Raw genomic sequence first — 24,264 nt, forward strand, 5'->3', positions numbered from 1 at the left:
TGGTTCAGGTCGTCAGACTAACCGCTGCCTCTGACAATGCGACGGGCCGACGGGGTGTGTCCCCGTCGGCCCGTCGTACGTGGCGTGGTCAGCCGGTTCGGCGGCCCGGAGCCGGTCCGGATCAGGCGTCGACCTTCTCCATGACGTCGTCCGAGACGTCGAAGTTGGCGAAGACGTTCTGCACGTCGTCGCTGTCCTCGAGCGCGTCGATCAGCTTGAAGATCTTACGCGCGCCGTCCTCGTCCAGCTCGACCTGCATGGTCGGGACGAAGTTGGCCTCGGCCGAGTCGTAGTCGATGCCGGCCTCCTGCAACGCGGTGCGGACCGCGACCAGGTCGGTGGCCTCGCTGATGACCTCGAAGTTCTCACCGAGGTCGTTGACCTCCTCGGCGCCGGCGTCCAGCACCGCATCGAGGACGTCGTCCTCGCTCAGCTCACCCTTGGGCAGAACGACAACACCCTTGCGGTTGAACAGGTACGAGACGGAGCCGGGATCGGCCATGGAGCCGCCGTTGCGGGTCATGGCGACGCGGACGTCGGAGGCCGCGCGGTTGCGGTTGTCGGTGAGGCACTCGATGAGCACCGCGACACCGTTCGGACCGTAACCCTCGTACATGATCGTCTCGTAGTCGGCGCCACCGGCCTCGAGGCCGGCACCGCGCTTGACCGCGGAGTCGATGTTCTTGTTGGGTACCGAGCTCTTCTTCGCCTTCTGGATGGCGTCGAAGAGGGTCGGGTTGCCGTCGACGTCGGCGCCGCCGGTGCGCGCCGCGACCTCGATGTTCTTGATCAGCTTCGCGAAGAGCTTGCCGCGCTTGGCGTCGATCACGGCCTTCTTGTGCTTCGTCGTGGCCCATTTAGAGTGGCCGGACATCTGCCTGTCTCCTTCGCGTAACCAATCTCTGCTGCGTTCGCCTGTGATCCTACCGGGATCGGGTCAGTGCGCGGCGCGCACCATGTCGACGAACAGAGCGTGCACGCGGTGGTCCCCGGTCAGTTCCGGGTGGAACGACGTGGCCAGCGCGTTGCCCTGCCGTACGGCGACGATGTGGCCCTCGTGCTCGGCCAGCACCTCGGCAGTGGCGCCGACGGACTCGACCCACGGGGCGCGGATGAACACTCCCTCGACGGGGGCGCCGTCGATGCCCTTGAACGCGACGGCGGATTCGAAGGACTCGTTCTGGCGGCCGAAGGCGTTGCGGCGAACGATCATGTCGATACCGCCGATGGTCTCCTGGCCGGAGCGCGGGTCGAGGATCTTGTCGGCGAGCATGATCAGGCCGGCGCAGGTGCCGTAGACCGGCATGCCCGCGCGTACGCGCTCACGCAGCGGCTCCATCATCCCGAAGAGATGGGCCAGCTTGGAGATGGTGGTGGACTCGCCGCCCGGAATGACGAGGCCGTCGACCTCGGCGAGCTCCTCGGGGCGCCGGATCGGCCTGGCCACGGCGTCTGCCGCGGCCAGGGCGATCAGATGCTCCCGTACGTCGCCCTGGAGGGCCAGGACACCGATGACGGGTGTGCTCATGAGTGGTTACCAGCCGCGGTTGGCGTAGCGCTCGGTCTCGGGGAGGGTGTCGCAGTTGATGCCGACCATGGCCTCGCCCAGGTTGCGGGAGGCATCCGCGATGATCTTCGGGTCGTCGTAGAAGGTGGTGGCCTTCACGATGGCGGCTGCGCGCTTGGCCGGGTCGCCCGACTTGAAGATGCCCGAGCCGACGAAGACGCCCTCGGCACCGAGCTGGCGCATCAGCGCGGCGTCGGCGGGAGTGGCCACGCCACCGGCGGAGAACAGCACGACCGGCAGCTTGCCGAGCTCGGAGACCTCCTTGACGAGCTCGTACGGGGCGCGCAGCTCCTTGGCGGCCGCGTAGAGCTCGTTGTTGTCGAAGCCACGCAGCTTGGCGATCTCGTTCTTGATCTGGCGCAGGTGACGGACGGCCTCGACGACGTTGCCGGTACCGGCCTCACCCTTCGAGCGGATCATGGCCGCGCCCTCTGCGATACGGCGCAGGGCCTCGCCCAGGTTGGTGGCGCCGCAGACGAAGGGGGTGGTGAAGGCCCACTTGTCGGAGTGGTTGACCTCGTCGGCCGGGGTCAGCACCTCGGACTCGTCGATGTAGTCGACGCCGAGGGACTGCAGCACCTGGGCCTCGACGAAGTGGCCGATCCGGGACTTGGCCATGACCGGGATCGAGACCGCGTCGATGATCTCCTCGATCATGGTCGGGTCCGACATCCGGGCCACGCCGCCGTCCTTGCGGATGTCGGCGGGGACCCGCTCCAGCGCCATGACGGCGACCGCGCCCGCGTCCTCTGCGATCTTCGCCTGCTCGGCGTTGACCACGTCCATGATCACGCCACCCTTGAGCTGCTCGGCCATGCCGCGCTTGACGCGTGCGGTGCCGGTCTCGGGGGACTGGGGGGTGGTGGGAAGCGTGCTGGACACGATCGACCTCATTCGATGACGACAGTTTTGTGCGTTTGGTGCTCTGGATGAGGAAACAGTCCGACACCAGGCCACTGCAAGGGCCAATGAGGAGCCGGTGGCTCATTCTGGCGGCGCGGTACCTGTTCCCGGGCGGCTGCCCGGGACCGGCGGAGTCCCGGGAGTCAGGCGGGCCGGTCCGCCAGCGCGGTCGGGGGCTCGTCGTCCATCTCGAACGCCAGAGGGAACGGGGCGTGCCCCGCCAGCCGGAACCAGCGGACCTTGCGGTGCCTGCGCAGTGCCCGCGCCGCACGGACGGAGTCGTTGTGGAACCGCCGGGCCATGGGTACGCGCCGCACCGCCGCGGCAAGCTCGTTGGCGGCGTCGTCGCCGCCCGGCGCCTCCCGTACGGCCTCCATCTGCTCCGGCTCGCCGAAGACGGCCCGCAGTGCCTGACTGAGCTCGCTCTCTGCGACCTCGCGGTGCTCCTCGTCCGCCTGACGGGCGGCGTGCGCGGCCTCGTAGAGGACGATCGACGCGGCCGGATCGAGAACACCCGACGTGGCGAGCTCCTGGGTGACCGATGCCCTGCGCACCAGCTGCGCGTCCAGGGCGGCGCGGGCGGCGTCGATCCGGGCGTGCAGCCGGTCGAGCCGGCCGGCGGTCCAGCTCAGGTAGAGGCCGATCACGACGAGCCCGACGAGGATCCAGATCAAGGTTGCGGTCACGGGCGGCAAGGCTACCGGCCGCCGACGCGGGCGGTTCGGGTGTGGTTGTCGTGGTTGGCCGGTGCGGGTCCGCTGCGCGGTGCGGGTGTGGTTGTGGTTGTCGTGGTTGGCGGTGCGGGCCGCTGCGCGGTGCCGGTGTGGGTGCGGGTGTCGTGGGCGGTGCCGTGACGGTTGGCCGGTGTGTCCGTCCTCAAACGCCGGACGGGCTTACGTGGTCGGGGTTGGCCGGGACCGTGCCGGGGGCCTGTGTGTCCGTCCTCAAGCGCCGGACGGGCTTACGTGTACGGGGCTGGCCTGTGCCGTGTTGTTGGCCGGGGTGTCCGTCCTCAATCGCCGGACGGGCTCAGGTGGTCGGGGTCGGCCCGGACCGGGTCGCGTGGCGTTGGGGGCCGTTCCGGGGCTCGCATCCGGGACGGCATGATTTACGGCGCGCTGACCGGCACCACTTCGGCGAAGCCCGCGCCGCGCCACAAATCACGCTTTAGTGTCCCGGACACGACCCCTCCACGGCCCCCTCGGGGCGGGAGGTGGTGGGCCGATCGCCGTGGTCGCGTGTCTGTTGCCCACCCACCGGGCGGTAGTCGGCAACGCTGCCGGGGCGGGGCCGTGCAGGCTCGGCCCCGCAGGGGACGGCGGGACTACTGGCTGCCCCTGAGGTGGGCGGTACGCCGCCGTCCCCGAGGAGTCGAGCCCGGAGGGGCCCCGCCCCCCCACCCACAGCCCGTCCGGCGTTTGAGGACGGACACCCCGGCCCCCGTCACGGCACAGGCCAACCCCGACAACCCAAGCCTGTCCGGCGATTGAGGACGGACACACCGGCCAACCGTCACGGCACAGGCCAACCCCGACAACCTCACCCGCACCGCCGGAGGCTAGTCGCGGGCCAGGCCGAAGCGGGCCATCAGGCCCGGGCGTTCGTCCGCCGCCACCGATGCCGCGCCGTCCGTCACCGTCTCGTAGACCGCGAGGATGTCCGCGCCCACGGTCGACCAGTCGAAGCGCCGCACGTGCGCGCTGCCCTTCGCCCGCAGTTGCTCACGGCGTGCCGGATCGCCGAGCAGCCGGATCGCCGCCGCGGCCAGCGCGTCCGCGTCCTCGTTGGCGAAGAGTTCGCCCGCCGCGCCCTGGTCGAGGACCTGGGCGAAGGCGTCCAGGTCGGAGGCCAGCACCGGCGCGCCCGCCGACAGGGCTTCGACCAGGATGATCCCGAAGCTCTCGCCGCCCGTGTTCGGGGCGACGTACACATCGACGCTGCGCAGCAGCCGCGCCTTGTCCTCGTCGCTCACCATGCCGAGGAACTCCACGCGCGAGCGCAGCTCCGGCGGGAGCGAGGAGACCGCCTCCTCCTCGTCGCCGCGTCCCGCGACCAGCAGTCGTGTGCCGGGCCGCTCCGCGAAGATCTTCGGCAGCGCCTTCATGAGCACCGGGAGACCTTTGCGCGGCTCGTCGATGCGGCCGATGAACCCGATCGTCCCGCCCTGCCACTCGGGCCTCGGCCCGGCATCGGCGAAGAAGTCCACGTCGACGCCGTTGGGGATGACGACGGCGTCGCCCCCCAGGTGCTCGACGAGGGTCCGCCGGGCGTACTCGCTGACCGCGATGCGCGCGCTGATCTTCTCCAGCGCGGGCTGCAGGATCGGATAGGCCGCGATCATCGCCCGTGAACGCGGGTTGGAGGTGTGGAAGGTGGCGACGATCGGGCCCTGGGCCGCCCAGCAGGACAGCAGCCCGAGCGACGGCGAGGCCGGCTCATGGATGTGGATCACGTCGAAAGTGCCGTCGTGCAGCCAGCGCCGCACCCGCGCCGCGGACAGGAAGCCGAAGTTGAGGCGGGCGACGGAGCCGTTGTACGGCACGGGAACGGCCCGGCCGGCCGAGACGACGTACGGCGGCAGCGGTGTGTCGTCGTCCGCCGGCGCGAGCACCGACACCTCGTGGCCCAGCCTGATCAGGTGCTCGGCCAGGTCCCTGATGTGGAACTGGACACCGCCGGGAACGTCCCAGGAGTACGGGCAGACAATGCCGATCCTCACGTCTGCCGCTCCTCGAGGTCCGAGAGCCACAACCGCTGCAGCATGTGCCAGTCCTCCGGGTGGTCGGCGATTCCGGTGGCGAAGACGTCCGCCAGCGCCTGTGTCATCACAGACGTCTTCTCGGCCCGGGTACCTGTCTCCGGTATGTCGAGGGGCGGGTGGATGCGGCCCTTCATCACGGCGGTCTCGTCGTACCAGAGCGTCGCGGGGAGCAGCACCGCGCCGGTCTGCTGGGCGAGCAGCGCGGGGCCCGCGGGCATCCGGGCCGTCTCGCCGAAGAACTTCACCTCGACGCCGGATTCCGACAGGTCACGGTCGGCGACCAGACAGACCATGCCCCCGTCGCGCAGCCGCCGGGCGAGCGTGCCGAAGGCGGAGCCGCCGGTGTGCGGCAGTACCTCCATGCCCAGCGACTCGCGGTAGGCGACGAACCGGTCGTACAGCGTCTCCGGCTTGAGGCGTTCGGCGACCGTGGTGAACGGGATGCCCAGCGCACGGGTGACCCAGATACCGGCGAGGTCCCAGTTGGCGAGGTGCGGCAGCGCGACGACGACGCCCCTGCCGGATGCGAGCGCGTCGGTCAGGTTGTGGACGTCCTTCAGCTCGAAGCTCCGCTTCGCGCGCTCCTGGCTCCAGGTGGGAAGCCGGAAGGATTCCATCCAGTACCGCATGTACGAGCGCATGCCGGCCTTCGACAGCTCGGCGAGCCGCTCGGGTCCCGCATCGGGGACGACCCGGGCCAGGTTGGACTCGAGGCGCAGCACTCCCTTGCCGCGCCGCTTCCACGCGGTGTCGGCGATGGTCCGGCCGAGCGCCGCGGCGACCGGCTCCGGGAGCTTCTTGACCGCGGCCCAGCCCAGTCCGTACAGCGTGTCCGTCAGCCGTTCCTTCACGACGCCCCACTCCCCTCAGAGGACGCCGCCGCGTCCGCCTCTGCCGCCTCACGGCGTACCGTCACCACCCGCTGCCCCAGGGTCACCAGCGAGCCGACCGCCACGACCCACAGCGCGATCGGCAACAGGATGTCGACGCCGGGGACCCCGAACTCGTGGAGCCCGGCGAGACCCGCGGCAACGAGCGAGATGACGAGCCGCTCGGCCCGTTCCACCAGTCCGTTCACCGCGACCGGCAGTCCGATCGCCTCGCCCCGCGCCTTCGTGTACGAGACGACCTGGCCGCTGGCCAGGCAGAAGATGGCGACCGCACACAGCACATTGTCGTCGCCCTTGCCCGCGTACCAAAGGGCGAAGCCGCCGAAAATGGCCCCGTCCGCGACCCGGTCCAGCGTCGAGTCGAGGAAGGCGCCCCACCGGCTGGACACCCCGGCCTGGCGTGCCATGTTCCCGTCGATGAGGTCCGAGAAGACGAACAAGGTAATGACGATGGTCCCCCAGAAGAACTCTCCGCGTGGGAAGAAGACCAGCGCGCCCACCATGACTCCTGCCGTGCCCACGAGCGTGACCGCGTCCGGGCTCACCCCGCGGCGGAGCAGAAACGCGGCGAACGGCGTGAGGACACGCGTGAAAAACGCACGCGCGTACTTGTTCAGCATGGCCTTCCCGGGGGGTCGGTGCGCCGCGCGGCCCCAACGGCCACCGGCTGGCCCATCGTAGTCACGCCGTTCCGTCGCCAGCGGACTCCCCCGGTCGCGTACGACGTATGGACGCACCATGACGGGAGTGGAAAGCTCGAAAGACCACCGCGGGCATTCGCCGGAGCATCCTCAGTCTCCGGCCGGGGGTCTCCCCATCACGGCCCCCGGGTCCGCGCCCTCACCTCACCGTGCAATCAGTCGGGAGGAACGAATCATGGGCGACAAGGCGAACGCACACCCCGGAGCCGCCGGCAGGGCGACAACGGCCGACCGGCCGACATCCGTACGGAATGTGGTGCTGGTCGGCCACAGTGGATCGGGCAAGACGACCCTGGTCGAGGCCCTCGCGCTGGCCACGGGGGCGGTCAACAGGGCCGGCCGGGTCGAGGACGGGGGCACGGTCTCGGACTACGACGAGATCGAGCACCGTCAGCAACGCTCCGTCCAGCTCAGCCTCGTCCCGCTCGAATGGGACGGCTACAAGATCAATCTGCTGGACACCCCCGGATACGCCGACTTCGTCGGGGAACTCAGGGCCGGTCTGCGAGCCGCGGACGCGGCCCTTTTCGTCGTCTCCGCGGCGCAGGAAGCCGACGCCGTCGCGGCTTCGACCCGCATGGTGTGGGAGGAGTGCGCCGCGGTCGGGATGCCCCGGGCCATCGTGGTCACACATCTGGAGACGGCGCGCACCGGGTTCGACGAGCTCACCCGGGTCTGCGGGCAGATCTTCGGCGGGGACGACCCCGACGCCGTACTCCCGCTGTATCTTCCCCTGCACGGTCCGGAGGCAGCGGACGGGCACGCGCCCGTGACCGGCCTGATCGGGCTGCTGTCGCAGCAGCTGTTCGACTACTCCGACGGCGGGCGCACGGAGAAGTCCCCGGACCCCGACCAGCTGCCGCTCATCGAGGAGGCCCGCAACCGGCTCATCGAGGGAATCATCGCGGAGAGCGAGGACGAGACCCTCATGGACCGCTATCTGGGCGGCGAGAAGATCGACATCAAGACCCTGATCGACGACCTGGAGAAGGCCGTCGCCCGGGGAGTCTTCCATCCCGTGCTGGCCGCCGCGCCCCCCTCGGACGGCGGGAAGCAGGGCCTCGGCACGGTCGAGCTGCTGGAGCTGATCACCGGCGGGTTCCCGACCCCGCTGGAGCGGGAGGCGCCCGCGGTCACCACGCCCGAGGGCATGGCGCGCCCCGCGATCAGCTGCGACCCCGACGGCCCGCTGGTCGCCGAGGTGGTCAGGACGGCGTCCGACCCGTATGTCGGACGGCTGTCGCTGGTGCGGGTGTTCTCAGGGACGCTGCGCCCGGACGAGACGGTGCATGTGTCCGGGCACGGGCTGGCGGACCGTGGTCATGAGGATCACGACGTGGACGAGCGCGTCGGTGCGCTGACGTCCCCCTTCGGGAAGCAGCAGCGGACGGTCGGCTCGTGCATCGCGGGCGATCTCGCGTGTGTCGCGAAGCTGGGACGGGCCGAGACCGGGGACACGCTGTCGTCCAAGGACGATCCACTGCTGATGGAACCGTGGGCGATGCCCGACCCGCTGCTGCCGCTGGCCATCCAGGCGCACAGCAAGGCGGACGAGGACCGGCTCTCGCAGGGTCTTTCTCGGCTGGTCGCGGAGGATCCGACGATGCGTCTCGAGCAGAACAAGGACACGCACCAGGTGGTGCTGTGGTGCCTGGGCGAGGCGCACATGGACGTGGCGCTGGAGCGGCTGCGCAGCCGTTACGGGGTGCAGGTCGACGTGGTCCCGTACAAGGTGTCGCTGCGGGAGACGTTCGGCCAGTCCTCCGCGGGGCGCGGGCGTCATGTGAAGCAGTCCGGCGGTCACGGCCAGTACGCGATCTGTGAGATCGAGGTCGAACCGCTGCCGCCCGGCTCCGGTGTCGAGTTCGTCGACAAGGTTGTCGGCGGTGCGGTGCCGCGGCAGTTCATCCCGTCCGTGGAGAAGGGCATCCGGGCGCAGGCGGCGAAGGGCGTCGCGGCCGGCTATCCGCTGGTCGACGTACGGGTGACGCTGCGGGACGGGAAGGCGCACTCGGTGGACTCGTCGGACGCCGCGTTCCAGACGGCCGGTGCGCTGGCGTTGCGTGAGGCGGCGGCCGACGCACGGATCCATCTGCTGGAGCCGGTGGCCGAGGTTCAGGTGATGGTGCCCGACGAGTACGTCGGCTCGGTCATGAGCGATCTGTCCGGCCGGCGCGGCCGGGTGGTCGGCACCGAGCAGGCGGGCCCTGGCCGGACGCTGGTGCGGGCCGAGGTACCTGAGATCGAGATCGGCCGGTACGCGGTCGATCTGCGGTCGATCTCGCACGGCACGGGCCGCTTCGACCGCTCGTACGCCCGCCATGAGGCGATGCCCCCGCAGTTGGCCGACAAGATCCGCGAACAGGCCGAGACGGGTCAGTAGTTGGGCGTGCCGCCCGCCGTACCCCCTTGCGGCGGGCGGCATTTCATGGTGATGAGGCGGACACGCCGCGTCCTCGATAGGCTGGGGTGCCCAGTTCAGAAGGTGTGCGGGGCGCGGCAGTCGGGAACAGTCGCAGAGCGGACGGTTGCGGCGATGGGGGCGGTGCGGTGGCGGACCAGGCATTCGATTTCTCTCCCGGGGCGCAGGTGCCGCTGCAGGGGGCGGCCGGCCAGACGGCGGCGACGCATGCGCTCGCCTCGGCCGCGTACCGGGACGGCAAGCTCGAGGACATCCTCAAGGCCAACAGCGAGTGGCACGAGTCCAAGGTGACCAAGCCCAAGATCTCGCTCTTCGAGCCGAATCTGGGCGAGGCGTTCTCACGGGCGATTCAGGTGCGGATGCTGGGCGGCGGCCGCAAACCGCTGGTCCAGTCGTTCGGTACGGAGCCGCAGGCCGTCGTCGAGCACGCGCTCGCGGCGACCCGGATCCGCAAGGAGAGGGACGCGAAACTCACCGTGATCATGGCGGTGTTCGGGCTGCTGTTCCTGCCCGGGATGCTGCTCTGGATCGGTGTGTTCCAGCTGCGCCGCATGATCGCGGGGGCGAAGGACAAGAAGGCGGGGGCGATCGGCGGCGCGCTGATGGCCGGGGTGGCCATCCTGGCGGTGGTCTTCCTGCTCAAGCTGCCGTTCACCGGTTTCTGGGGGTACTACCTCCGGGGCATGCTCGTCGCCCCGGTGATCGGCTGGCTGCTCGCGAAGCGGATCTGCGAATCCACGGCGAAGGACATGCGCGAGCGCTGGGACAGCCTCCTGTCCGGCGGCGGCATCGGCGCGAAGGTCCCGGAGGCCGTGCCCGGGAACCCGAACGAGACCGCTGCCGAGCAGCTGCGCCAGGGTCTGGAGCTGCTCACCGCGGAGCAGCACGCCAATTCGGTCTTCTACGCGGGCCCCAAGGGGATACTCGGCATGGGCACCCGCTGGGGCAGCTGGCAGCTCGCGGAGGAGCTGGTGGCGAAGGCACCCCACAAGGAGTTCCACCAGTTCCGCAGCTGGGACGTCATCAAGGTCATCCACGACCAGCTGACGCTGCTGCAGCGCGGACCGCTGAACACGGGGGGTTTCCCGAAGCCCTCGGTGAAGCACTGGGTCGTCGTGCCCGTCGGTGAGAACGCGGCGGAGGTGGCGAGGCCCGAGGGCCAGAACGTGGACAACAAGTTCCAGGTCAAGCGCCACGAGATACAGCGCATCTGCGACCACCAGCAGTTCGGCAGCGGAAACCGCCACTACCTGGGCGTGCAGTTCACCCTGTGGGACGGACAACTGGTGATCACGATGATGATCACGGTGACGGTGCTCTACGAGACCCTGCGTATCGAGGTCACCGGGCATGCACTCGGCCCTGTGCACTCCCTGTTCACCACCAAGCCCGCGCCCAAGACCGTCGAGGTCGCCAAGACGATGAGGTTCTGGGAGACCACGACACGGACCCTGCCGCTGGTGGAGACGCCCGAGGTCGTGCGGCTGATGGTGCGGGCACCGTTCACCTGGTACCCGCCACTGCTGGACTTCCTCGGCGGAAAGCTGGTGCTCCCGGAGCCGTTCGGCCTGCGTCATGCCTGGGCGGACAAGCCCTGGCGGCACCGCTTCATGGCGGACGACGCCATGCGCGCGGCGACCCCCGTGCTGCGGGTGACGCACGCCGCGGCGATGCGCGTGCTGGAGGAGAACGGGGTGGACACCGAGCGTTTCAGCAACCGCTCCATGATGGTCAGTGGAGCGGTGCAGGACCCGGCGCCCCGCAAGGCGGACGTGTACGACGCGTGACCGCGCCGGCCGCGGCTACGCGGCCGGCCAGGCGTCCGCGAGCATCTTCCGCGTGTCGGCGAGGAGTTGAGGCAGCACCTTGGTGTGGCCGACGACCGGCATGAAGTTGGTGTCGCCGCCCCAGCGCGGCACCACGTGCTGGTGCAGATGGGCGGCGATACCGGCCCCGGCGACGGAGCCCTGGTTCATGCCGATGTTGAAGCCGTGCGCACCGGAAGCCGTACGCAGCGCCGTCATCGCCCGCTTGGTGAAGGCGGCGAGCTCGGCGGTCTCCGCCTCGTCGAGGTCCGTGTAGTCGGCGACGTGCCGGAACGGCACGACCATGAGATGCCCGCCGTTGTACGGGTAGAGATTGAGCACCGCGTAGACGCTCTCCCCGCGCGCGATGACGAGTCCGTCCTCGTCGGACTTCGCGGGAATGGAGCAGAAGGGGCAGCCGTCATCGGCTCCCGGCCCGGTCGGCTTGTTCTCACCCTGGATGTATGCCATCCGGTGGGGAGTCCACAGACGCTGGAAGGCGTCCTGGATACCGACTCCGATCTGCTGCTCCGGCTCACTCGTCATGTTGTGCAGCATATGACTTCGCCCGTACGGAGCGTGTCGCCGGGGGCGGACGCGGGCCGGTCCCGGCGATGCTGGGCCGATGGACGTCGACGAGGCGGAGACCCCGCTCCAGCGCTGGGAGCAGCGGGTCGAGCTGCCGCTGTTCTGGGGCTCGCTGGTCTTCCTGGCTGCCTACTCGGTGCGCGTGCTGGCCGAGGACGTGGACCGGATCTGGCGGGAACTCGCCTTCGGAGTGATGCTCCTCATGTGGCTCGTCTTCGCAGCCGACTTTGCGGTGCGGCTGCGGCTCAGCGGTCAGCGACTGCACCGCTTCCTGCGGACGCACTGGCTGGACGCCCTGGTACTGATCCTGCCGCTGCTGCGTCCGCTGCGCCTGGTCAAGCTCTACACCACGCTCCAGCGGCGGCGTGACCGGCCGGCCCTCAGCCTCTATGTGCGGGTGATCGCTTACGCCGGTCTGACGGCCCTCCTGCTGGGCTGGGCGGGGGCCCTCGCCGTCTATCACCAGGAGCGGTCGGCGCCAGGAGCATCGATCCGCACGTTCGGGGACTCCGTCTGGTGGGCGTGCGAGACGCTGACCACGGTGGGCTACGGCGACGTGACACCGGTGACGCCCTGGGGACGGGTCATCGCCGTCGGGCTGATGATCTGTGGGCTGGCCCTGCTGGGAGCGGTGACCGGTTCGTTCTCGTCATGGCTGATCCAGGTCTTCACCCGTGAGGACGAGAAAAGGCCCCCGGAGGACGGGCGTCCTCCGGGGGCCTCTCCCTGAGTAGTGATACCGACAGGCTCAGATCTGTGCGCGCTCCTCGACGATCTTCGCGATCTTGCCGATCGCCTCGTCGACCGGAATGCCGTTCTCCTGCGAGCCGTCGCGGTAGCGGAAGGAGACCGCGCCGTTCTCCATGTCCTCGTCGCCCGCGATGACCATGAAGGGCACCTTCTGCTTCTGGGCGTTGCGGATCTTCTTCTGCATACGGTCCGAGGAGGCGTCCACCTCGACGCGGAGCCCCTGCTTCCTCGCCTTGGCGGCGAACTCCTGGAGGTAGGGGACGTGGGCGTCGCCGATCGGGATGCCCAGCGCCTGGACGGGCGCCAGCCAGGCCGGGAAGGCGCCCGCGTAGTGCTCGAGCAGCACCGCGAAGAAGCGCTCGATGGAGCCGAACAGCGCACGGTGGATCATGACCGGACGCTGCTTGGTGCCGTCGGGGCCGGTGTACTCCAGGTTGAAGCGCTCCGGCAGGTTGAAGTCGAGCTGGACGGTCGACATCTGCCAGGTACGGCCGATCGCGTCCTTCGCCTGCACGGAGATCTTCGGGCCGTAGAAGGCCGCGCCGCCCGGATCGGGGGTGAGCGGAAGGCCCTGCTTCTCGGCCACCTGCCGCAGCACCTCGGTGGCCTCCTCCCAGACCTCGTCGGAGCCGACGAACTTCTCCGGGTCCTTGGTGGAGAGCTCCAGGTAGAAGTCGGTCAGACCGTAGTCGCGCAGCAGGTCCAGGACGAAGGTGAGCGTGGAGTCCAGCTCCTCCGCCATCTGCTCCCGGGTGCAGTAGATGTGCGCATCGTCCTGGGTGAAGCCTCGGGCGCGGGTCAGACCGTGCACGACGCCCGACTTCTCGTACCGGTACACGGTCCCGAACTCGAAGAGACGCAGCGGCAGTTCGCGGTACGAACGCCCACGCGCATCGAAGATCAGGTTGTGCATCGGGCAGTTCATGGGCTTGAGGTAGTAGTCCACGCCCTCGTCGAGCTGCATGGGCGGGTACATGCCCTCGGCGTACCAGTCGAGGTGGCCCGACTTCTCGAAGAGCTTGCCCTTGGTCGCGTGAGGCGAGTACACGAACTCGTAGCCGTGCTCCTCGTGGCGCTTGCGCGAGTAGTCCTCCATGACCCGGCGGATGACACCGCCCTTGGGGTGGAAGACCGCGAGACCGGAGCCGACCTCGTCCGGGAAGGAGAACAGGTCCAGTTCGTTGCCGAGCTTGCGGTGGTCGCGCTTCTCGGCCTCTGCGAGGAAGTCCAGGTGCGCCTTCAGCTCTTCCTTGGACGGCCAGGCGGTGCCGTAGATGCGCTGCAGCATCGGGTTCTTCTCGCTGCCGCGCCAGTAGGCCGCGGCGTTGCGCATGAGCTTGAACGCGGGGATGTTGCGGGTGGTGGGCAGGTGGGGACCCCGGCAGAGGTCCTTCCAGCACAGGTCGCCCGTCTTGGCGTCCAGGTTGTCGTAGATGGTCAGCTCGCCGCCGCCCACCTCGACATTCGCACCGTCGTCGGAGGACGCGGAGCCCTTGATGCCGATGAGCTCCAGCTTGTACGGCTCGTCCGCGAGCTCCTCGCGTGCGGCCTCGTCGGTGACGACGCGCCGCGAGAAGCGCTGGCCGCGCTTCTGGATCTCCTGCATCTTCTTCTCGACGGCCTTGAGATCCTCGGGGGTGAACGGCTTCGCGACGTCGAAGTCGTAGTAGAAGCCGTCACGGACCGGCGGGCCGATACCGAGCTTGGCCTCGGGGAAGAGCTCCTGCACGGCCTGCGCCATGACATGCGCGGTGGAGTGCCGCAGGATGTTGAGGCCGTCCTCGGAGGAGATCTCGACGGGCTCGACCGCCTCGCCGTCCTTCACCTCGTAAGCGAGGTCCTTCAGCTCACCGGCGACGCGCGCGGCGATGACGGTGCGCTCACCGGCGAAGAGCTCGGCCGCCGTGGTGCCCGTGGTCACCACGCGCTCTTCCCGCTCGGAATCGCGTTGGATGATCACACGGACGTCTGACACCGGTCTCTCCTGTCTGATGAGGAAGCGCACGCCCCATAACGTCTTGCGTACGCAATACGTCATGCTACCGAGCCGGGGAGCGTGCCTGCGAAACGGTTTAAACGCGCGCTGCCCGCGACGGGCGACGGAGCACGGCCCCGGTTCGCGCGGCCGTGCCGACGGGCCCGGTCCGGGACGAGCGCCGCGGCCGGCCGCACCGGCGGCACGGGTGTCCCACAAGGCGCAGCGCCTTCACACGTCCGCGGGGCCCCGCCCGCCCGCCTGCCCGCCTGCCCGCCTGCCGCAGTCCGATACCGATTACCGATCCCGAGCTCCGCGCGATGCACTCGATCCTCTCCGCGCCGAAGGTCGGCCACCTCACCGGAACCCAGGTCGAGCACGGCCCGGACCTCGGGCGTCCGTGCCGGCCGCATCGCAGGCACGGGCGCGCCCCGTCGGACGTTCTCGACGCGCGTGACCCGACCGCACGCCATACGCGTGCCGTGGTGTGGCCGCAGTGGACGTCGCCCGGCCACCCGCCCAGTACCGGATCCCGCGTTCCGCGATGCACGCGGACCTCCGCGACGAAGGCGACCGCCCCACGGGACCCGGGTCGGGCGCGGGCGGATCCCTGTAGGGACGCCCGGCCACCGGCCACGACCCGGCCCCGGCCACCGCTTCCGTAGCGAAGGACGGCGCTCACCCTGTCCCGGGCCCGGTCCTCGTCGGCCCTCCGTGCCCGCGCAGGGACGCCCCTTCCCTGCAGCCGGCGCCCGGCGGCGCAGGAAGAAGCCCCTGCCCGACGGCGGGACCGAACCATCCCCCGGCCCCGCCCCGGGCGAGGCCGAGCCCGGTCAGTCCTCCCCGCCGCAGGCGTCCTCGAAGAAGTCCAGGTTCTCGTGGAGCGCCTTCATCAGCCGGTCCCGTTCCGCGTCGTCGACCTGCACCGGCACCACACCCGTCGCGTCGCTGAGGCGGCGGAAGCCGCCGCGGCTTTCGAGGCGGCCGATGACGCGGACGGGAAGCCCGACGAGGTGGGCGTGACCGGCTATGCGGTACGACTCCTCGTCGAGCACCGCGCGGACGTGCGGCACCTCGGCTCCCGCCAGGACGCGCAGCCGTACGGTGCCCTCGCCCCGCGTGCCCGAGCGCCGCATCCTTACCACCGCGCCTGTGATGCGGACGGGGACGGAGGGCTCGTCACGGAGATAGCGGGCGCCCGCCTCGCGGAGGGCGGGCAGATCCCCTGGTGAGAACTCGACGGGCTCCGGGCGGGCCGCGCAGCCTTCCGGGACGCCGGCCGACGGGGACCAGGCCAGGGCGATGCGAGCGCCCTCCGTACCGCGCACCAGTGCCACGACGGCCTCGGTCAGCTCACGGCTGACCCCCGCCTCGACAGCCGTGTCGAAGGCCTCCATTCCGCCGGTGGCCCGCTGGTAGTCGACCGCCTCGCGAGTGGCGTGGAGCGCGTGGTGCAGGCTGACTGCCACCGACCGCCCCGTCTCCACCGGCACGAACGCGGTGAGGCCGCGCCCGCCCGGAGCCGGGCCGACCAGGACGCCCCCCAGGGCCGCGAGCGCCTGCCGCCGGTGCCGGGCCCCGTAGTACCCGGCGCGCCCGCGTGCCGCGAGAGCACCGGCGAGCAGCAGCTGCCGGGCGGCGGACCGCAGCTGTTCCTGCACGGTCCAGGCGACCGCGCCCGAAGGCCCCTGCGGCACGTCCCGCCACCACCGGATCTCGTCGCTGGGGACGGCGAGTCCGACGAGCACCTCCCGGGCCGACGGCGCGGCGGAGCGCGCGAGCGCGGTGAGCGCCTCGCTCAGCAGGTCCTCGCAGTCCGGGAAGGCCCGGCTCTCCGGGACGAGCAGGCTCGTACCGCCGGCCGCCGGACCCGGTGGCGTCCAGCGGGCGTACCGTCCCGCCGCTCCCCCGCGCCTGCGCCACCCGTGCCGGTCGAGCAGCGCCGCCAGCACGACGGGGTCGATCTGTGCCGGGTCCGGTCCCTCGCTGCCGAACCAGGGGGCGGGCACGTCGTCCGCGAGCGGCAACGGCACCGGATGCGGGTGCGCGAGCGGATGTGAGCCGACGGCCCGCTGCGGGCCTGACGGCATGACTTCGTTGACGGGTTCGTCGATCGGGCGGTGCATCAGGGTCTCCCTCCCACCCCGACCCGGGTCATGATCTCGCAGAGCGCCCGGTCGTCGAAGATGCGCGAGGTCGGGATCCGCACGGTGGTCCTGCGCCGGCCCGTCACCGGGTGGCCCGCCAGGTTGGTCCAGTAGCAGCAGTGGCGCAGGTCGAGCCGGTCGTGGCTGGCCCGCAGCCATTCCTCCTGGGTCCTGGGCACGATCATCACCACGAGGATCTTGTGCACCGACACCGGACTCCGGGCCAGCTTCACCAGGTGGTCGTTGTCGAGCGTGAACGAGAACGCCGGACCCGGCGGGTGCGGCGGGATCTGGTAGGTCGCCTTCAGCTGCACCTTGATGGTGACTTCGTCGTCGACGGTGTGTCCGGGAGCGCTGTGGCTGACGTGCCAGTCGATCCCGTTGTCCGGGAACGGCTGGGACAGCGAGCAGCCCGCGGCGGCCGCGACCGCGTGCAGATACCCCACCTGGAGGGTCTCCATGCAGGCGGTGGTGGCGAGTGCTCCGCGCAGCGGTACGGTCCGCTCGGGCAGCGCACCCGGTTCGGGCTGCGCGAGCGCCATGGCTCCGTCTGCCTTCCGGGCTGTGCCGATCGTTATCCCCATGACGAGTCGTCAACCGCTCGCCCCGTCATCTGTGTTGTCACCCGCCTGCGTACTGCGCAAACAGGGCGGGTATCACCGATTCGGGCAGGGGGATCCCACCATCTGCCAGGAGTGGGCGAGGAGTTCGGGGATGACGCACTGGTTTGAGGGGCCCCTGGCCGCATTTGACACAGAGACAACGGGAGTGGACGTCGAGGAGGACCGCATCGTCTCCGCGGCGCTGGTGGTCCAGGATTCGGCGGGTGGTCGCGCACGCGTCACCGCCTGGCTGGTCAATCCGGGCATACCGGTACCTCCTGGGGCCACCGCCGTGCACGGGCTGACCGATGAGCACCTGCAGCACAACGGCCGCTGGCCCGCCCCGGTGATGGAGGAGATAGGCCGGGCGCTCGCCGAGCAGTGTGCCGCGGGAAGGCCGCTCGTCGTGATGAACGCGCCGTTCGACCTGACGCTGCTCGACCGCGAACTGCGCCGCCACCGCGCGTCGTCGCTGGGCCACTATCTGGAGAGCGTGCCGATGTGCGTCCTGGACCCACGGGTTCTCGACAAGCATCTGGACCGCTACCGCAAGGGCCGGCGCACCCTCACGGATCTGTGCGCCCAGTACGGTGTCGCGCTGGACGGGGCACATGAGGCCGCGGCCGACGCGGTGGCGGCGCTGGAGGTCGTACGAGCGGTGGGACGGCGTTTCGCCGCACGTCTGGAGCGGCTCTCGCCTCCGGAGCTGCACACTCTCCAGGCGGTGTGGCACGCGGCGCAGGCACGTGGTCTGCAGGCGTGGTTCGCACGGAACGGGTCCGAGGAGGCGGTGGACCCGGCGTGGCCGTTGCGCCCGGAACTCCCGGCGCAGGCTGCCTGATTGCCCGTGCGGACGGCGCAGCGGACAAGTAAGGCCGGTCCGTCGATGACGGACCGGCCTCTCCCGGTGGGCGATACTGGGTTCGAACCAGTGACCTCTTCGGTGTGAACGAAGCGCTCTCCCACTGAGCTAATCGCCCGGGAACGCACTGAACCATACAGGTACCGACGGGTTTCCTTCAAACTCCCTTCGGGCCGCCCGTCAGGTACGCACTGAGGCCGCGTCGACCGCCCCGCATCATCAGGGCGTGGTTCGCCAGGAAGGCGGGGCGCCCGGGGACGGCCATGCGCCGCATCAGCGCCCGCTGCACCTCCACCTCCTGGTCGTAGCGGGCCCGGGTACCACCGCCGAGCCGCGGCACCACCGTCCAGCGGGCCCAGCCGGTGAGGTCGCCCGCCAGTTCCACCTCCAGGATCCGGAATTCGGGATCCCGGAGGCGTTCGAGGGCCGTGACGACGAGGTCGTACGGGAGGACGGAGCGCAGACGGGCCTTGGCGCTGCGGTCGTCGAGAAGTGTCACCTCACGGACCTGGGGCCACCAGCGCGGGTAGTCCTCCGGCCGTTCAAGCGCGGCGTAGACGGCGGCGGGCGGAGCCGGGAGCTCCCAGACACTACGGAAGCGGTAGTGGTGCCAGTTCATGCTCCGAGTCTGCTCCCGCGGGGGTGTACTCACTCCCGATCTGAGTACGCGCGCGCATATCGGCGCCATGTGTCGCGCACCACACTGCTCGGCATGGAGAACGTACTGCCGCCCGCCGAGGAACTGCGGCTCCTCGACGGTGAGCTGGCTCAACTCGAAGCGCGGCGGGCCCAGCTGATGGCCCGCAGGGCCTGGCTGGTGCAGACACTGCGGGCCCTGCAGCCCTCGGGTCCGGGTGTCGCGGGACCGGCGGGTCCGGCACGTCCCTGGGGCGCCGCGTGGCCCTCGCGCCCCGCCCCTGAGACATCGCCGCCGAGCGCGCAGAACGTGCTGCTCACCCTGGGCGGGATCCTGCTGACGATCGCCGCTGTCGCCTTCACCCTGGTCAGCTGGGGTCACATGGGTATCGGCGGGCGTTCCCTGGTGCTCGGCGCCGTGACCGTGGCAGCCCTCGCCACGCCGGTGCTGCTGCTGCGGCGCGGGCTGACGTCGACCGCCGAGTCGGTGGCGGCACTCGGTCTGGTCCTCATGGTTCTCGACGCGTACGCCCTGCACCGCGTGGCGCTGCCGGACACCGACGCCGTCGGGTACACGGCCGTCGCGTCCGGCGTGCTCGCGGGGCTGTGGACGGCGTACGGCACGGCGGTCGGCAAGCTGCGCATCCCCGTTCCCGTGGCCGTGGTGAGCGTCCAACTGTCCTTGCCGCTCTGGGCGCTGGCGGCGGACGCGAGTGCCTCGGCCATCGCGTGGGCGACTCTGGCGACCGCCTTGACGGATGTGGTGATCGCGGTTGTCTCGAAGCCCGCCGCCGTCCGCGGGCTCGCCGTGGCGGGAGCGGCGGCCACCGGCGGCTGGACACTGCTCACGGGGCTCTGGCTGTCGGTGACGGCGGACACTCCGGCCGCTGCGGCCGGGCCCGCGATGCTGCTCCTCGCTGCCGCGGGCCTGGCCCTCGGCGCCGCATGGCGCGCGCCTTCTGCCGCTCCGGTGACCGCTGCGGCGGGGGGTCTCGCCGCAGTCGCCGCGGTCGGCGGTGTGCTCCGTACGACGGTGTCGTTGGACTGGGCGGTGCCCGGCTATCTGCTCTGCGCCGTCACACTGCTCGCGGTCGTACGGACCAGGGCTCCGCGCGGAATCCTGACCGGCCTCGCCGTCGCGTCGGGTCTGGTCCACGCGGCCGCGACCCTGTGGGCACTGCCGCTCGTCGCCTCGGCGCTTCTGCGCCCGGTGGGCATGCTCGGCGGAGTGTGGTCGGGCGCCCCCGAGGCGGGTACGCCCCTGCCGGGCATGTCCACCTCACCGATGGTCCTGACCGTGGTGGCCGCGGTCCTCTGGTCGGCGCCCCGCACGTTCCCGGCACTCACGCTGCCCCGTACGGCCATGAACTGCACGGCGCTCGCCCTGGCCTGGTGCGCGGCCTTCGCGGCGCCCATGGCCCTCGCCCTGCCCTACGCCGCCACACTCGCCGTCCAGCTCGTGGTGGCGACGGCGGCATTGGCGATAGCGGTCCTGGCCCCTCGCACCGCGCCGGAACCGGCACCCGGCAGCGCCCCTCCCGCGACGGGCTCCGATTCAGGGGCGGACTCGGAAACGGACCGCGGTCAGGAAGCCCCCGGCACCGCGTCCGGCCCGCTCGTCGGCGCCTCGACCGCTTTCGCGGTCACCGCGCTCGTCTGCGGACTCGCGGCCGGGCTGGGCGTGGCGCTGCTCGGGCTGGCCACCCGCCCTGCCACGTTCGCCGTGCTCGGTGTGCTCGCCGTGGCGTCCGCGGCCGCGTCCGTCGCGGGGCGGGGGGCGACCCGGACGGTATCGGCGTGCGTCACCGTCGTGTGGAGCACCGGGCTCGTCGGGGCCACGGCGGCCGCCGTCGGGCTTCCGTCGGGCCGGGCGGGGCTCGCGCTCCTCGCCGTCCCCGCGGCCACCGCGCTCCTCGGGGCGCGGCTGCGAAGGCACCCCGTCGTACTCCCGGTCGAACTCACCGGTGCCGCGGCCGGTCTCGTGGCGATCGCCCTGGCGGTGCCGGACGCGCCGACCCTCGCGCTGGTGCTCGCCCTCGCGGGTGTCGTCGCCGCAGGCACCGCGGTACGGCCCGAGCGGCGACCCGTCGCCGGGTACGCCGCTGCGGCGCTGTTCGTGCTTGCCAGCTGGGTACGGCTCGCGGCTTCGGACGTATCGGTGCCCGAGGCGTACACGCTGCCGGTCACCGTTCCGGCGCTGGCCGTCGGCCTGCTGCGGCGCCGGCGCGACCCGGAGGCCTCGTCATGGGTGGCGTACGGTCCGGGCCTGGCGGCGACCCTGGTGCCGAGCCTCTTCGCGGCGTGGGACGACGCGCACTGGCTGCGTCCGCTGCTTCTCGGCGTGGCCGCCCTGGTGATCACGCTCGCCGGCGCCCGGCTGAGGCTGCAGGCCCTGCTCGTGCTCGGCGGAGCGGCCCTGGCGCTGGACGCGCTCCATGAGCTCGCCCCGTACGTCGTCCAGGTGGTCGGCGCCCTTCCCCGCTGGCTGCCGCCCGCCCTCGCCGGACTGCTGCTCCTGGCGGTCGGGGCGACCTACGAACAGCGTCTGCGGGACGCCCGGAGGCTGCGGGAGATCGTGAACCGGATGCGCTGAGACGACGCGCCGGGCCGGCTGAACCGATGGGCCGAACGGGTGAAATTCCGAAGGCCCCGGAGACTGTGTCTCCGGGGCCTTCGGTCCGGGTGGTGGGCGATACTGGGTTCGAACCAGTGACCTCTTCGGTGTGAACGAAGCGCTCTCCCACTGAGCTAATCGCCCGGGCGCACCGCAAACATTACCGCATGTCAGCGGTGCTTCATGACGGCCCGGCGATCACGCCTGCGTCACTCGTCGATCTTCCACGGCATCACGATTCCGAACTTCCAGACATAGATCCCGACCAGCACCGCGATGATCACCAGGCCGGTCGTGGTGAGGATGATGTTGCGGCGGCGCACCCTCGGGTCGAGCGCCCGCTGAGCGGCCTCGGTCACCTTCCGCTTCGTCCAGCGCAGCACCAGCTGTGCCCAGACGAACTCGGTTGCCCAGATCGCCATACCGCCGAAGATGACCAGCCAGCCGGGCCCGGGCAGTGGCAGCATCACGACACCCGCACCGACCACGGCGAGTCCGACGATGAAAACGCCGACCTGCCAGCTCAGATGAAGGGTCCGGCGCGCCCTCACGAACTCGGGCGCGCGGGACCCGAGCGGCCGCTCATGGGTCGCCTCGTCCACGACCTCACCCAACGTCACGTCCCCCGTGGCGGGTGCCGGCTCCACCGAAGCGGCCGTCCTCTCCCGCTCGTCACTCTCCGCATTCATAGTGCCCAAAGTACCCGACCCCGGGCACCTCCGGAATGACCGCACGGTCGTACGTGTGGATCCTCCGAACGGGGTACCTCAAGGATCACAAAACGGACAGAGGGGTTTACAACGGCACCGTAGGTGGCATGTCGATTTCGCCGACGTGCGAATCCCCGAGCGCACACTGAGCGAAAGGCCCTGGCGCTTATGAACACCACGGTCAGCTGCGAGCTGCACCTGCGCCTCGTTGTATCGAGCGAGTCATCACTGCCTGTACCCGCGGGCCTGCGGTATGACACGGCCGATCCTTACGCCGTGCACGCCACCTTCCACACCGGAGCCGAGGAGACGGTCGAATGGGTATTCGCCCGCGATCTCCTCGCCGAGGGTCTGCACCGGCCCACCGGCACCGGCGACGTCAGAGTCTGGCCTTCGCGAAGTCATGGCCAGGGCGTCGTCTGCATCGCTCTGAGCTCCCCGGAGGGCGAAGCCCTGCTCGAGGCCCCGGCGCGGGCCCTGGAGTCGTTCCTGAAGCGGACCGACGCCGCGGTGCCACCGGGCACCGAGCATCGTCACTTCGACCTCGATACGGAACTCTCGCACATCCTGGCCGAAAGCTGAGCCAGGCAGAGGGCTGCTCGGCGCCGTCCGACTCGGGGAGACGGCGCCGTGCGGAGAACCACTTACGGCATGCAGCAGGTGACGGCGCCGTCATCGCGGAGTGATCCGCGATGACGGCGCCGTTGTGTTCGGCGGCAAGACGCTAGAGTCAGCGCAATTCGGCGGGCGCCCAGCCCGCAGCAGGCCAGGGAGCGAATCGTGCTGATCCCCCACGACACCCGCATCGCCCTCGACACAGTCGTCGATCTGATGAACACCGCGCCGGAGCCGACCGAGGACGACGAGCTCAAGGACATTCCCTCGCTGTACGACTTCGTGCGAAGCCACAACGTCAGCGGCGTGGGGGACCTGACCGAGGCCGATCTCGACTCCGTACGGGGGGTCCGGAGCCGCTTCACCGATGTCTTCGCGGCCCGCGACGCCCGGACCGCCGCGGAGCTGATCAACCAGCTCATCGCGGCGGCGGGCACCACCCCGCAGCTGACCGACCACGACGGCTACGACTGGCACGTCCACTACTTCGCGCCGGGCGCATCGGTGGCCGACCACCTCGCAGCCGACTGCGGCATGGCCCTGGCCTTCATCGTCGTCGCAGGCGAACAGGAGCGGCTGCGACGCTGCGAGGCGCCGGACTGCGGGCGCGCCTTCGTCGATCTCTCCCGCAACCGCTCCCGCCGCTACTGCGACAGCCGCACCTGCGGCAACCGCCTGCACGTCGCCGCGTACCGGGCACGCCGCAAGGAAGCGGCCGGCTGACGTTCACGGCGCTCACAGCGCTCACAGCGCTCACAGCAGAAAAAGGTCGTGGACGGCGGCCATCAGAAGCAGACAGCCGATCACGGCAAGAAAGATCATCAGCGGCGGCTGAGAGAGCGCGAAGAGGCAACCACGCGGCTCATCGGCAGGGGCGGGGGTCTGGCCCCGGGAGGTATCCAGCATCTCGGGGTGATGATGACGCAGCGGGGCCCACGATGATCGGGCAACACGCATCGCGATGCGGGGAGTTCACCGTTCCGTGGCCCCGATGACCACGCACCGGCCATGGCAGGGAAGTTGGCACCCCGCCTGACCTGGGCGTACGAGGCCGTCTCAGGCCCGGCCCGGTGTGTGGCGTCAACTCGCCGCCAAGGCCGGGATGTTGACCGAGGACCAGCGACCGTGGCGGTCGGCCGGTCAGATGCCGTGCTTCTTAAGGATCGCCTCGATGTCACTGAAGTCCTCGCCCTGGCCGGCGGTGCCCTGCCCGCCCTTCGACCGGCCGGCCTGACCGGGTTTGCGGGACGCCTTGCCGAGGGCCGGGGCGGACGACGGGGGCACGGCCCCTGGGCGGGTGGTGTCCTGGGGCGCCTTGCCGAGGGCACGCCGCTCCACCGCGCGGCTGGTCATGAACAGCACCCAGGCGAGGCCCAGCACCCCGACGCCTGCCCACGCCACCGGGCTGAAGGCCGTACCGGCGACCCATTCCACCGCACCCGTCAGCACCAGACCGAGGGGCACGAGCGCGTACGCGGCGATACGGGTCGCGCTCAGGAAACGCTTCCGGTATGCCATGACCGCGGCAATGCCCAGCCCGGCCGCGGACACCGCGGAGAAGATGGTCTCGGCAAGCATCCGGTCCTCCAGGCGAGCGAAGCGAGTGGGGCACCCCGGGCGAAAGTCCGGGGCAGGGCGGGTATGCCCCTTCCATCCTGCACCGCCCGGGCCCCGGCGGGCCACGTCCGGGCCACACCTCAGGGAGATCTCCGGGGC

The 24,264-nt window shown here is 70.6% G+C and carries 22 protein-coding genes and 2 tRNA genes; 7 read left to right on the forward strand and 17 right to left on the reverse strand.

All coding sequences use genetic code 11. From position 1 onward, the window contains the following. Window positions 1-121: 121 nt before the first annotated feature. The 7 genes from ACFU5O_RS19550 to pgsA all read right to left on the reverse strand — a co-directional run bounded on the left by ACFU5O_RS19550 (window position 122) and on the right by pgsA (window position 6,741). The gene (locus ACFU5O_RS19550; RefSeq protein ID WP_384242007.1) at window positions 122-874 is read right to left on the reverse strand and encodes a YebC/PmpR family DNA-binding transcriptional regulator; all 753 of its coding nucleotides are present in this window, start codon (window positions 872-874) and stop codon (window positions 122-124) included. Between the two features lie 63 nt (window positions 875-937). Next, a complete protein-coding gene (gene pdxT, locus ACFU5O_RS19555; protein WP_384242009.1) occupies window positions 938-1,528 on the reverse strand; it encodes a pyridoxal 5'-phosphate synthase glutaminase subunit PdxT in 591 nt (196 codons plus the stop codon). A 6-nt stretch (window positions 1,529-1,534) separates the two neighbouring features. After that, entirely contained in the window at window positions 1,535-2,461 is a 927-nt protein-coding gene (pdxS, locus tag ACFU5O_RS19560; RefSeq protein ID WP_384242011.1) for a pyridoxal 5'-phosphate synthase lyase subunit PdxS, read from the reverse strand. Window positions 2,462-2,613: 152 nt separating this feature from the next. Next, window positions 2,614-3,156: a hypothetical protein gene (locus ACFU5O_RS19565; RefSeq protein WP_384242013.1), complete on the reverse strand. Its 543-nt coding sequence runs from the start codon at window positions 3,154-3,156 to the stop codon at window positions 2,614-2,616. Between the two features lie 872 nt (window positions 3,157-4,028). Beyond that, on the reverse strand, window positions 4,029-5,189 hold the full coding sequence (locus ACFU5O_RS19570; protein ID WP_384242015.1) for a glycosyltransferase family 4 protein: 1,161 nt from the start codon (window positions 5,187-5,189) through the stop codon (window positions 4,029-4,031). Continuing rightward, entirely contained in the window at window positions 5,186-6,082 is an 897-nt protein-coding gene (locus ACFU5O_RS19575; protein WP_384242017.1) for a phosphatidylinositol mannoside acyltransferase, read from the reverse strand. The genes ACFU5O_RS19570 and ACFU5O_RS19575 overlap by 4 nt, the downstream gene beginning before the upstream one ends. Continuing rightward, window positions 6,079-6,741 (reverse strand): phosphatidylinositol phosphate synthase, encoded by a 663-nt coding sequence (gene pgsA / locus ACFU5O_RS19580; RefSeq protein WP_384242020.1) that lies wholly within the window; start codon window positions 6,739-6,741, stop codon window positions 6,079-6,081. Before pgsA ends, ACFU5O_RS19575 begins: the two co-directional genes overlap by 4 nt. A gap of 256 nt (window positions 6,742-6,997) precedes the next feature. On the opposite strand from pgsA, the gene ACFU5O_RS19585 reads away from it, so the two are divergent. Continuing rightward, window positions 6,998-9,205 (forward strand): elongation factor G-like protein EF-G2, encoded by a 2,208-nt coding sequence (locus ACFU5O_RS19585; protein WP_384242022.1) that lies wholly within the window; start codon window positions 6,998-7,000, stop codon window positions 9,203-9,205. 167 nt (window positions 9,206-9,372) lie between these two features. Continuing rightward, window positions 9,373-11,031, forward strand: coding sequence for a hypothetical protein (locus ACFU5O_RS19590; RefSeq protein WP_384242024.1), 1,659 nt, complete (start codon window positions 9,373-9,375; stop codon window positions 11,029-11,031). A 15-nt stretch (window positions 11,032-11,046) separates the two neighbouring features. On the opposite strand, the gene ACFU5O_RS19595 is transcribed toward ACFU5O_RS19590, so the two are convergent. Beyond that, window positions 11,047-11,607 carry an HIT family protein gene (locus ACFU5O_RS19595; protein WP_384242027.1) on the reverse strand — a complete coding sequence of 187 codons (561 nt, stop codon included), beginning with the start codon at window positions 11,605-11,607 and terminating at the stop codon, window positions 11,047-11,049. Between the two features lie 67 nt (window positions 11,608-11,674). Here ACFU5O_RS19595 and ACFU5O_RS19600 point away from each other — a divergent pair, with 67 nt between their 5' ends. Continuing rightward, entirely contained in the window at window positions 11,675-12,367 is a 693-nt protein-coding gene (locus tag ACFU5O_RS19600; RefSeq protein ID WP_384242029.1) for a potassium channel family protein, read from the forward strand. A gap of 18 nt (window positions 12,368-12,385) precedes the next feature. Here the strand turns inward: ACFU5O_RS19600 and thrS are convergent, their stop codons facing one another. The 3 genes from thrS to ACFU5O_RS19615 form a co-directional block, all read right to left on the reverse strand. After that, complete coding sequence (thrS, locus tag ACFU5O_RS19605) at window positions 12,386-14,362, reverse strand: threonine--tRNA ligase (protein ID WP_384242031.1); 1,977 nt, start codon at window positions 14,360-14,362, stop codon at window positions 12,386-12,388. Window positions 14,363-15,195: 833 nt separating this feature from the next. Next, window positions 15,196-16,491: a hypothetical protein gene (locus ACFU5O_RS19610; RefSeq protein WP_384242262.1), complete on the reverse strand. Its 1,296-nt coding sequence runs from the start codon at window positions 16,489-16,491 to the stop codon at window positions 15,196-15,198. Next, window positions 16,488-17,051: a DUF4365 domain-containing protein gene (locus tag ACFU5O_RS19615; RefSeq protein WP_384242034.1), complete on the reverse strand. Its 564-nt coding sequence runs from the start codon at window positions 17,049-17,051 to the stop codon at window positions 16,488-16,490. The genes ACFU5O_RS19610 and ACFU5O_RS19615 overlap by 4 nt, the downstream gene beginning before the upstream one ends. Before the next feature lie 172 nt (window positions 17,052-17,223). Here ACFU5O_RS19615 and ACFU5O_RS19620 point away from each other — a divergent pair, with 172 nt between their 5' ends. After that, window positions 17,224-17,952 carry a 3'-5' exonuclease gene (locus ACFU5O_RS19620; RefSeq protein ID WP_384242036.1) on the forward strand — a complete coding sequence of 243 codons (729 nt, stop codon included), beginning with the start codon at window positions 17,224-17,226 and terminating at the stop codon, window positions 17,950-17,952. A 67-nt stretch (window positions 17,953-18,019) separates the two neighbouring features. Here ACFU5O_RS19620 and ACFU5O_RS19625 read toward each other — a convergent pair. Both ACFU5O_RS19625 and ACFU5O_RS19630 read right to left on the reverse strand, forming a co-directional pair. Continuing rightward, a tRNA-Val gene (locus tag ACFU5O_RS19625) sits at window positions 18,020-18,091 on the reverse strand. Window positions 18,092-18,130: 39 nt separating this feature from the next. Then, window positions 18,131-18,592, reverse strand: coding sequence for an SRPBCC family protein (locus ACFU5O_RS19630; RefSeq protein WP_384242038.1), 462 nt, complete (start codon window positions 18,590-18,592; stop codon window positions 18,131-18,133). Between the two features lie 93 nt (window positions 18,593-18,685). On the opposite strand from ACFU5O_RS19630, the gene ACFU5O_RS19635 reads away from it, so the two are divergent. Further along, a complete protein-coding gene (locus tag ACFU5O_RS19635; RefSeq protein ID WP_384242041.1) occupies window positions 18,686-21,202 on the forward strand; it encodes an SCO7613 C-terminal domain-containing membrane protein in 2,517 nt (838 codons plus the stop codon). 90 nt (window positions 21,203-21,292) lie between these two features. On the opposite strand, the gene ACFU5O_RS19640 is transcribed toward ACFU5O_RS19635, so the two are convergent. Next, window positions 21,293-21,367: transfer RNA gene (locus ACFU5O_RS19640), tRNA-Val, on the reverse strand. 65 nt (window positions 21,368-21,432) lie between these two features. Continuing rightward, window positions 21,433-21,912, reverse strand: coding sequence for a TIGR02611 family protein (locus tag ACFU5O_RS19645; protein WP_384242042.1), 480 nt, complete (start codon window positions 21,910-21,912; stop codon window positions 21,433-21,435). Window positions 21,913-22,101: 189 nt separating this feature from the next. Here ACFU5O_RS19645 and ACFU5O_RS19650 point away from each other — a divergent pair, with 189 nt between their 5' ends. Both ACFU5O_RS19650 and ACFU5O_RS19655 read left to right on the forward strand, forming a co-directional pair. Beyond that, window positions 22,102-22,515 (forward strand): SsgA family sporulation/cell division regulator, encoded by a 414-nt coding sequence (locus ACFU5O_RS19650; protein WP_003959770.1) that lies wholly within the window; start codon window positions 22,102-22,104, stop codon window positions 22,513-22,515. 198 nt (window positions 22,516-22,713) lie between these two features. After that, a complete protein-coding gene (locus tag ACFU5O_RS19655; RefSeq protein ID WP_384242043.1) occupies window positions 22,714-23,271 on the forward strand; it encodes a CGNR zinc finger domain-containing protein in 558 nt (185 codons plus the stop codon). A gap of 30 nt (window positions 23,272-23,301) precedes the next feature. On the opposite strand, the gene ACFU5O_RS19660 is transcribed toward ACFU5O_RS19655, so the two are convergent. Both ACFU5O_RS19660 and ACFU5O_RS19665 read right to left on the reverse strand, forming a co-directional pair. Continuing rightward, entirely contained in the window at window positions 23,302-23,454 is a 153-nt protein-coding gene (locus ACFU5O_RS19660) for a hypothetical protein (RefSeq protein WP_242333034.1), read from the reverse strand. A gap of 234 nt (window positions 23,455-23,688) precedes the next feature. Then, entirely contained in the window at window positions 23,689-24,126 is a 438-nt protein-coding gene (locus ACFU5O_RS19665) for a hypothetical protein (protein WP_384242045.1), read from the reverse strand. Window positions 24,127-24,264 lie beyond the last annotated feature (138 nt).

Source organism: Streptomyces sp. NPDC057445 (genome assembly GCF_042802855.1).
Classification (GTDB): domain Bacteria; phylum Actinomycetota; class Actinomycetes; order Streptomycetales; family Streptomycetaceae; genus Streptomyces.

What these genes read in the sequence shown, in the direction of transcription:
- ACFU5O_RS19665 (WP_384242045.1), bottom strand. Translation starts at nt 24,126, where the DNA reads ATGCTTGCCGAGACCATCTTCTCCGCGGTGTCCGCGGCCGGGCTGGGC.
- ACFU5O_RS19595 (WP_384242027.1), bottom strand. Translation starts at nt 11,607, where the DNA reads ATGCTGCACAACATGACGAGTGAGCCGGAGCAGCAGATCGGAGTCGGT.
- ACFU5O_RS19630 (WP_384242038.1), bottom strand. Translation starts at nt 18,592, where the DNA reads ATGAACTGGCACCACTACCGCTTCCGTAGTGTCTGGGAGCTCCCGGCT.
- ACFU5O_RS19660 (WP_242333034.1), bottom strand. Translation starts at nt 23,454, where the DNA reads ATGCTGGATACCTCCCGGGGCCAGACCCCCGCCCCTGCCGATGAGCCG.
- pdxT (WP_384242009.1), bottom strand. Translation starts at nt 1,528, where the DNA reads ATGAGCACACCCGTCATCGGTGTCCTGGCCCTCCAGGGCGACGTACGG.
- ACFU5O_RS19650 (WP_003959770.1), top strand. Translation starts at nt 22,102, where the DNA reads ATGAACACCACGGTCAGCTGCGAGCTGCACCTGCGCCTCGTTGTATCG.
- ACFU5O_RS19645 (WP_384242042.1), bottom strand. Translation starts at nt 21,912, where the DNA reads ATGAATGCGGAGAGTGACGAGCGGGAGAGGACGGCCGCTTCGGTGGAG.
- ACFU5O_RS19635 (WP_384242041.1), top strand. Translation starts at nt 18,686, where the DNA reads ATGGAGAACGTACTGCCGCCCGCCGAGGAACTGCGGCTCCTCGACGGT.
- ACFU5O_RS19550 (WP_384242007.1), bottom strand. Translation starts at nt 874, where the DNA reads ATGTCCGGCCACTCTAAATGGGCCACGACGAAGCACAAGAAGGCCGTG.
- ACFU5O_RS19585 (WP_384242022.1), top strand. Translation starts at nt 6,998, where the DNA reads ATGGGCGACAAGGCGAACGCACACCCCGGAGCCGCCGGCAGGGCGACA.
- pgsA (WP_384242020.1), bottom strand. Translation starts at nt 6,741, where the DNA reads ATGCTGAACAAGTACGCGCGTGCGTTTTTCACGCGTGTCCTCACGCCG.
- ACFU5O_RS19620 (WP_384242036.1), top strand. Translation starts at nt 17,224, where the DNA reads ATGACGCACTGGTTTGAGGGGCCCCTGGCCGCATTTGACACAGAGACA.
- ACFU5O_RS19615 (WP_384242034.1), bottom strand. Translation starts at nt 17,051, where the DNA reads ATGGCGCTCGCGCAGCCCGAACCGGGTGCGCTGCCCGAGCGGACCGTA.
- pdxS (WP_384242011.1), bottom strand. Translation starts at nt 2,461, where the DNA reads ATGAGGTCGATCGTGTCCAGCACGCTTCCCACCACCCCCCAGTCCCCC.
- ACFU5O_RS19600 (WP_384242029.1), top strand. Translation starts at nt 11,675, where the DNA reads ATGGACGTCGACGAGGCGGAGACCCCGCTCCAGCGCTGGGAGCAGCGG.